We start from the raw sequence: 6,467 nt of genomic DNA, 5'->3' as shown, positions 1-6,467 counted from the left end.
CCATCATGCAATAGCCCAGCACGTCCTCGAAGAACATGCCGGCGAATTTCTGGAGCAGATGAACCAGGTGGTCCTTGTCGGCGTCGGATAGGGGAAGTCCGGGTAAGGTGGTACGGGAAACGACGTGGTAGACGGAAGGCCGATCAGGGCTGAGCAGGCGGGCAGGAAGGCCACCAAAGGCCCGCACAAGGCAAATGAGGGGATCGTTCTCAGAAGGGAAGCAGAAGAGGATGGGTTATTGCCGGTTCGGCAGAAGGGCAGGGTTTGAAAGAAAGGTGAAGGTGATTGGCTTTCTCAGGTTACAGGCAAAAAGAAAGGGAAGCTTGATGGCTCCCCTTTCACTGAGTTCTGTCAAATCGGCCAACCGGCTTCAGTTGTCCTTGAACACCTCGTCAACATTCTTGGCGTCCAGGATTCTTTCGGCCCAAAGGTCGAGTTGTTCGGGCGTGGCCTTTCGTAGGCGTTCCTGAACGTCCATGTCCGTGATGCTTTTGCCGAAGCGTTTTGTGATGAGCCTCTGGACAATTCTTGTGCTTGCTGCAATCTCACCACGCAGTTCAAGTCTTTCAGCTACAGTCATAAACATGCCTCCTTTCCTTTCTGTAAGGCTTTTCATGAACATATCTTGCATTTCTTCGGGTTCAATGTCCATAGCCGTGAGCACGTATCGGAAAATCTTCTCCAGCCAGTGCATGGACGTTGCATTCTCGTCCATTTGGACCACCAGGGCGATGATCTCCCAGACCTTCTTGACGTCCCCCGGGGTGTTCTTGGCCTGGAGGCAGAGCAGAATCAGTTTGTTGAGAATCGCGCCTTTGATGGCTTCGTCGGTTTCCGGGGAGAAGTCGTAGAAGGCGAGGTCGAAGTTTGGAACATATGCGGACAGTTCCGGATCGGGAATGTCCACCAGGTCGGAAAGTCGGACGGCCTGGCCCTTGGGTTTGCCGTGGTAGACCACGATCGGGATGATCAGGGGCAGGGTTTTGGCTTGAGGGTTCTGTTTGAGGTAGAGTTCCCATATTTCAATGATATACCGGAGCAGTTGGAGTACCACGAACCGATCCGGGTAGCTTTTGTGCTCGAACAGGAAATAGATGAATCCGGGCTGGCCGGTGCTGAGCATGACTTGGTAGAGCAAATCGGAATAGTGCTCGGCCTGCTTCTTGTCTACGAATGAGTCTTTGGTAATGGTCAGCGTGTCCAGCTGAATATGCTCCAAGACCTTTGCCGGAAGGTAGTTGGCCAGGAAGTCTGCGGCGACCTCCTTGTGGCTCATGGTTTCCCGGAAGAAAGTGTCGTGTTTCTTGTTGATCTCGCTCATGGGTGCGGATCGTAGGGCAGAGGTTGGTGCAAGGCAAGGCTTTCAGTCTACCCGCCAACCGCACCGGCAAGCCGTTTCATCGAGTACACCCCCTCCACCCCGCCAACCGGCGTAAACCTCCTCTCATCCTTTGAATCCACCTCGGCCACGAACTCTTTGGACCCGATGATCCCGGAATCAGAGAAGTAGCGGCAGCGGTGGCGGAATACGTCTGTTCGGCTGAGGCGGAAGCCTTTCTTGCGTTCCTGCTTGACCAGTTCGGGATCAAGGCGCTTGCCTTTGCCTGCATCCATGGCTCCGGTTTCGTAGACGAATTCACGGTATTTGCGAATAATCTCAGTGGGATTGAACTCGTTCCATTCGTGCATGCCCAGGTTCAGATCGATCAGGCCGTCCTTGTTGCCGCGCTGCACCAGGTAGCCCAGGGTGCTCCAGCGGTAGTCCTCGGGCTTGTCCACGATACCGGCGCGGATTGGGTTGAGGTCCACGTAGGCCAGCAGGTTCACAAGCGTTTCCCCTTCCTGGACGATCACGCTCTTGAAGCGCTCTCCCCAGAACGTCCCCCAGCGTTTCTTGCGCTTGTTGTAGGCCTTGGTGAACCCCTGCTTGATGTCCTTCACAAAGTCCCCGAGGCTGGTCAGGCGGTTGCGGAAGTCGTCGATCTGGCAGGGGATGATCCTGGATTCCTTGCCGTAGAGCAGCTTGTAACGCTCGGTGATGGGCTTGGTGGAAGGCGAAGGTGATTGGCTTTCTCAGGTGGTAGGCAAAAAGAAAGGGAAGCCTTGACTTGATGGCTTCCCTTTCACTGAGTTTGATCTTTTGGGGCAGTTGGCTTCAGGTGTGCATCGGCTGCGCCACCAATTTTACTCCGAGGGCCGAACATACTTTGGTTACTGTCTCGAAGCGAGGATGAGCATTGGGACGTAACGCTTTATAGAGCGCCTCTCGGCCCAGCCCAGCATCCCGGGCGACTTGGGTCATGCCGCGTGCCCGAGCCACTACGCCGAGCGCGTGGGCCAGTTCAGAAGGGTCGTTTTCTTCAATCACCATGGTCAGGTAGGCAGCGATGGCTTCTTCGCTGTCCAGGTGCTCGGTGATGTCAAACTCCGGTAGGTCCGCTATTCTGATCTTTTGGGTCATGGCTCAGTCCTCTAGGTTGGCAGCAAGCTCAATGGCCTTGGCGATGTCTGCTTTTTGCGTTGATTTGTCGCCGCCGCCTAGCATCACGATCAACGTCGAGCCCTGTTGAACATAGTACATGCGCCAGCCAGGCCCGAAGTCCTCGCGCATCTCAAATACACCTTCACCAACCGGTTTTACATCTCCCAGAAGGCCGCGCCCTGCTTTGTCCAATCGCTTGGCTAGGCGCAACCGGGTCACTGTATCCCGAATACGCAACAACCAATCTGCAAATTCTGGGAGCTGCTTGATCGTGAACATGGCTTTGTGTGTATTCGAACGAGTACAGGTCGTCAAGTAAAAAACCGGGGCAAGAAGGCTTCCCCTTCAATGCACCCCCAACGCCTTCCCATACTCCAACGGCTTCAACCACTGAGCAGGCATCTCCATATTCCACCCAGCACTATCAGCCTTGTCCCGTAAAAGCCGTAGTACCCGATGAGCCTCTGAACGTCCAAGCCCTAACGCGGCTATGGGAACCGGCAGGGCTTTTGGATCATTCAGCCATTCACCGGAAAAGCCGACAACCAGCATGTCTTGTTGCAGTTCAACGTGGGCGTCGGTGACGTAGAAACTGCCTGGGAACTCGGTGGGGAGGGATTGAGCTTTGATCTGGCCTGGGTCTGATTTCGATTCGCTGCTTTGAACTGAAACAGAGGCCACGTGCTCCATTTGCAGCATCTCGTCTCTTTGGGCCGTATATCCGGCCATGGGGTGACTTGATGCGAGTTGTTCGCTCATGTGGCCAAGCAAGACCCCGAGTATGCGTCTAGATACAAAAGCCTTACGAAAACCGCCGTCCTGAAGATGAAAGATCAGGAACAGGCGGTCTTCTTTTGGGTCGTAGCCCACGGACAGTTTTGCGGCTTTGGGGTAGGTGAGGGTCACGCTGGGGTATGTTTCCCGTCGATGGAGATGAAAGACGTTCTTGACGACCGCCCCTACTGAAACTTGATCATGTCGTCATCGAACTCAATGGAGGTCTGAAAATCAAGAAAATAAACCTGGCACCATTCTTTCACCCTCTCCGGCCAACCTTCGTATATCTGCCTCATCCATCACCGACTTGCAGGCGATCATCCACAAAGAAAACGCTTGCTGGCGGCGTTTACCGGCCATGGTCTGGAAACCGGCGTCTTGCAGGGCCTGGGTAAGGGACTTGAGGGTGAAGCCGCATTTGTGGGCCATGTAGTGGTGACCGGCAGCCAGGGCTGGGCCGTGGCCGTAGAGGATGTCCAAGGGCGTGATCGGACCGGCGGGAGAGTGATACGCAGGGTCGGTCAGTTTGTCCTGGGCAACAAGGGCACAGACGGCTTGCAGGTCAGGGCAGGTGATCACAAGAAACCCTTCCGGCTTGAGCACGCGCAGGAATTCCTGGAGTACATGGGGAACTTCGAAGGCGTGGACGTGTTCGATGTTGTGGGCGGAGTACACCGCATCCATTGAAGCGTCGGCCACGGCGTGCATGTCCTGCATGGAACCAATGATGTCCGGCTGGTTGGCCGGGTCGATGTCCAGGCGGATTTCCTGCCATGTCTCGGCTTGAAAGCCCAAGGGTAACTTTGCGCCGGATTTGGGATGGCCCGGACCGACGTGAAGAACGGTTTTGAGTGGCATAGCGGGCTTTTACTGCTTGGTCTGAATTTCCCTGTACAGGCCAATTAACGTCTGTTCCAGCTGGCGGGTAAAGCCTTGCAGGTCCATCAAGGGCGAGGCTTTCATTCTTTCCCGCATAGTGGTTCGCAACGTATTCAGCCGGTTATGGTTATTGGCCAGGTCCACGGCGATCCTGACATAATCCTCAGTGGTATCAGCGGCAAGTTCAGATAATCCAATGGCCGAAAGAAAGGCAAATGTCTGCCGTCCCACAACCCGGCTCTGGGGCCAGGTCACCACAGGCACGCCCATCCAAAGGGCTTCACAACTGGTCAAGCCACCATTGAACGGGAACGGGTCCAGGGCAATATCGATATCCGCGTATTGGGCGAGCATGTCGGCATGAAAGGATGGTCCTCGTAGTTCGATTCGGCCTGGATCAACGCCTTGCTGCTCAAAGAAGCCGAGAACCGAATTTCGCAAGGCATCGTCATGGAAGGTGCGCCATTTCAGCACCAACCGCGAATTTGGAGCAAACAGAAGGATATCAGCCCAAAGCCTGAACACGTCAGGGTTGTATTTGGCCGTATTGTTGAAGCTGTCGAAGGTGACATAGCCCTTAGACAAGCAGGGCAAAGGGGCAACTTCCGGGGCAAAGGACACCGGCTGATAGCAGAATCGGCCATTGGGCAAATGGATAATTCGCTCCACAAAGTTCTGCTCCATGCCTTGCGGAGCATGCCATGGGTCCAGCAATACCGCGTCCATGCAGGAAAGGCCGGTGGTGGCGAAGTAGCCCAGCCAGCTGACCATCACCGGTGCCGGACGATGGGCGAATGTGGTGAGCCGTGAACCTGCCGTATGCCCGGAAAGGTCCACCAGCACATCGATTGCGTCCTGCCTGATCAAATCAGCCAGTTTTTGATCATCAAGCTTGGTCACGTCCCGGAACTGAGTCACGTTCCGAATCTGTTTGGTTACCCAGTCATCCACCTGTCCGGCACTGTAGGCAAATGCCGTGATGCGTTGCGGATCGTGCCTTTTGAGCACGTCCTTCACGAACAGCCCCACGGTGTGCTGGCAGAAGTCAGCGGAAACGTAGCCCACGCGCAAAGGCCGATTCTTCAACGGCTGCATGGTTGGTCTCGGACGAAGCCCACCAGCACGCCCTATTGCCCATTCTCCCCACTGCTTGGCGGCTTGCAGCCGTTGGACATCTGAAACGGAAGGATCGTATTCCTGGCTGACCAGGGCATTACGCCGAATTACAGGATTGTCCGGTAAGGCTTTCAGAAGGGATTGGTAAAGCCTGCTGGCTTGGGCATGCTCCCCGGCTTCCCTGGCAATATTGGCCAGATTCACAACCGGGCGTAGATCATTGGGAGCGATGGCGCGTACCTGTTCAAAGCACTGCCTGGCCTTGGTCAGAAAGCCAAAGTGTAGCAGCAATGCGCCGATGTCCAGAAGCTGGTCGGGATCGTTGGCGTGTTCGGCAATGGCTTTGTCGCAGATCGTGAGGAAGCCGGGAAAGTCGGCTTTGGAGGCAAATCGAAGGGCTTCTTGGCGGAAGGTCATAGGATTGGTGCGGGTACTATGGCTTGACCGGTTTCCAAACCTCAGTACCCGCCGCAGTTTGCCCGATGTAGCGTATTTGCGGTTAAAACCTTCAATTCGCCCCCAAAGCCTTCCCATACTCCAAAGGCTTCATCCACAAAGCAGGCCATTCCAGGTTCCAGCCAGCGGAATCAGCTTTGTCCCGTAACAGCCGCAATACCCGATGGGCCTCAGCTCGGGCAAGCCCTAATGCGGCGATGGGTTCTGATTTCTGGTTTTCGGCCTTCAGCCATTCCCCTGAGAAGCCAACAACCAGCATGTCTTGTTGCATCTCAACTTGAACGCTTGTCACGTAGAAGGCACCGGGAAATTCGGTGGGCAGCTGTTCGCCCTGTTGCAGCTGCTGGGATTTCTGGGGCTTTAGGGCCTGCTGAGGCTGTTTTGGGTGCGCAGGCTGTTTAGGCTGTTTGGCTTCTACGTTCTGAACGGAAACAGAGGCTACGTGCTCCATTTGCAGCATTTCGTCTCTTTGGGCCGTGTAGCCTGCCATTGGGTGACTTGATGCGAGTTGTTCGCTCATGTGTCCAAGCAAGGCCCCAAGTATTCGTCTAGATACAAAAGCCTTACGAAAGCCGCCGTCCTGAATGTGAAAGATCAGGAACAGGCGGTCTTCTTTGGGGTCGTAGCCCACTGAGAGCTGGCCAGCTTTGGGATAGGTGAGGGTCACGCTGGGGTATGTTTATCGTCGATGGAGATGAAAGACGTTCTTGACGACCGCCCCTACTGAAACTTGATCATGCCGTCATCGAACTCGATG

At 55.2% G+C, this 6,467-nt stretch carries 7 protein-coding genes and 1 pseudogene; all 8 read right to left on the bottom strand.

Translation table 11 applies throughout. From position 1 onward, the window contains the following. Positions 1-370 precede the first annotated feature (370 nt). Positions 371-1,321, bottom strand: a complete 951-nt coding sequence (locus tag DESLA_RS19835; protein ID WP_051434566.1) for an Rpn family recombination-promoting nuclease/putative transposase — start codon at positions 1,319-1,321, stop codon at positions 371-373. A gap of 47 nt (positions 1,322-1,368) precedes the next feature. Continuing rightward, positions 1,369-2,052: pseudogene (locus DESLA_RS21750) on the bottom strand (transposase); the annotation flags it as partial. Positions 2,053-2,155: 103 nt separating this feature from the next. Continuing rightward, positions 2,156-2,461, bottom strand: coding sequence for an addiction module antidote protein (locus tag DESLA_RS0109765; protein WP_028572301.1), 306 nt, complete (start codon positions 2,459-2,461; stop codon positions 2,156-2,158). Between the two features lie 3 nt (positions 2,462-2,464). Further along, on the bottom strand, positions 2,465-2,761 hold the full coding sequence (locus DESLA_RS0109760) for a type II toxin-antitoxin system RelE/ParE family toxin (RefSeq protein ID WP_028572300.1): 297 nt from the start codon (positions 2,759-2,761) through the stop codon (positions 2,465-2,467). Positions 2,762-2,827: 66 nt separating this feature from the next. After that, positions 2,828-3,388 (bottom strand): hypothetical protein, encoded by a 561-nt coding sequence (locus tag DESLA_RS0109755; RefSeq protein ID WP_156932920.1) that lies wholly within the window; start codon positions 3,386-3,388, stop codon positions 2,828-2,830. A 102-nt stretch (positions 3,389-3,490) separates the two neighbouring features. Beyond that, positions 3,491-4,117 carry a class I SAM-dependent methyltransferase gene (locus tag DESLA_RS0109745; RefSeq protein WP_028572297.1) on the bottom strand — a complete coding sequence of 209 codons (627 nt, stop codon included), beginning with the start codon at positions 4,115-4,117 and terminating at the stop codon, positions 3,491-3,493. 9 nt (positions 4,118-4,126) lie between these two features. Next, a complete protein-coding gene (locus DESLA_RS19825) occupies positions 4,127-5,671 on the bottom strand; it encodes an O-linked N-acetylglucosamine transferase, SPINDLY family protein (protein ID WP_051434565.1) in 1,545 nt (514 codons plus the stop codon). Positions 5,672-5,762: 91 nt separating this feature from the next. Then, positions 5,763-6,377 carry a hypothetical protein gene (locus tag DESLA_RS0109735; RefSeq protein ID WP_028572296.1) on the bottom strand — a complete coding sequence of 205 codons (615 nt, stop codon included), beginning with the start codon at positions 6,375-6,377 and terminating at the stop codon, positions 5,763-5,765. Between the last annotated feature and the right edge of the window lie 90 nt (positions 6,378-6,467).

It is taken from the genome of Desulfonatronum lacustre DSM 10312 (assembly GCF_000519265.1).
GTDB lineage: Bacteria > Desulfobacterota > Desulfovibrionia > Desulfovibrionales > Desulfonatronaceae > Desulfonatronum > Desulfonatronum lacustre.
The sequence above is the reverse complement of the archived record's forward strand: the minus strand, read 5'-3'. Positions and strand labels throughout refer to the sequence as shown.

Coding starts and splice junctions, on each gene's coding strand:
- DESLA_RS19835 (WP_051434566.1), bottom strand. CDS start 1,321: ATGAGCGAGATCAACAAGAAACACGACACTTTCTTCCGGGAAACCATG.
- DESLA_RS0109765 (WP_028572301.1), bottom strand. CDS start 2,461: ATGACCCAAAAGATCAGAATAGCGGACCTACCGGAGTTTGACATCACC.
- DESLA_RS0109760 (WP_028572300.1), bottom strand. CDS start 2,761: ATGTTCACGATCAAGCAGCTCCCAGAATTTGCAGATTGGTTGTTGCGT.
- DESLA_RS0109745 (WP_028572297.1), bottom strand. CDS start 4,117: ATGCCACTCAAAACCGTTCTTCACGTCGGTCCGGGCCATCCCAAATCC.
- DESLA_RS19825 (WP_051434565.1), bottom strand. CDS start 5,671: ATGACCTTCCGCCAAGAAGCCCTTCGATTTGCCTCCAAAGCCGACTTT.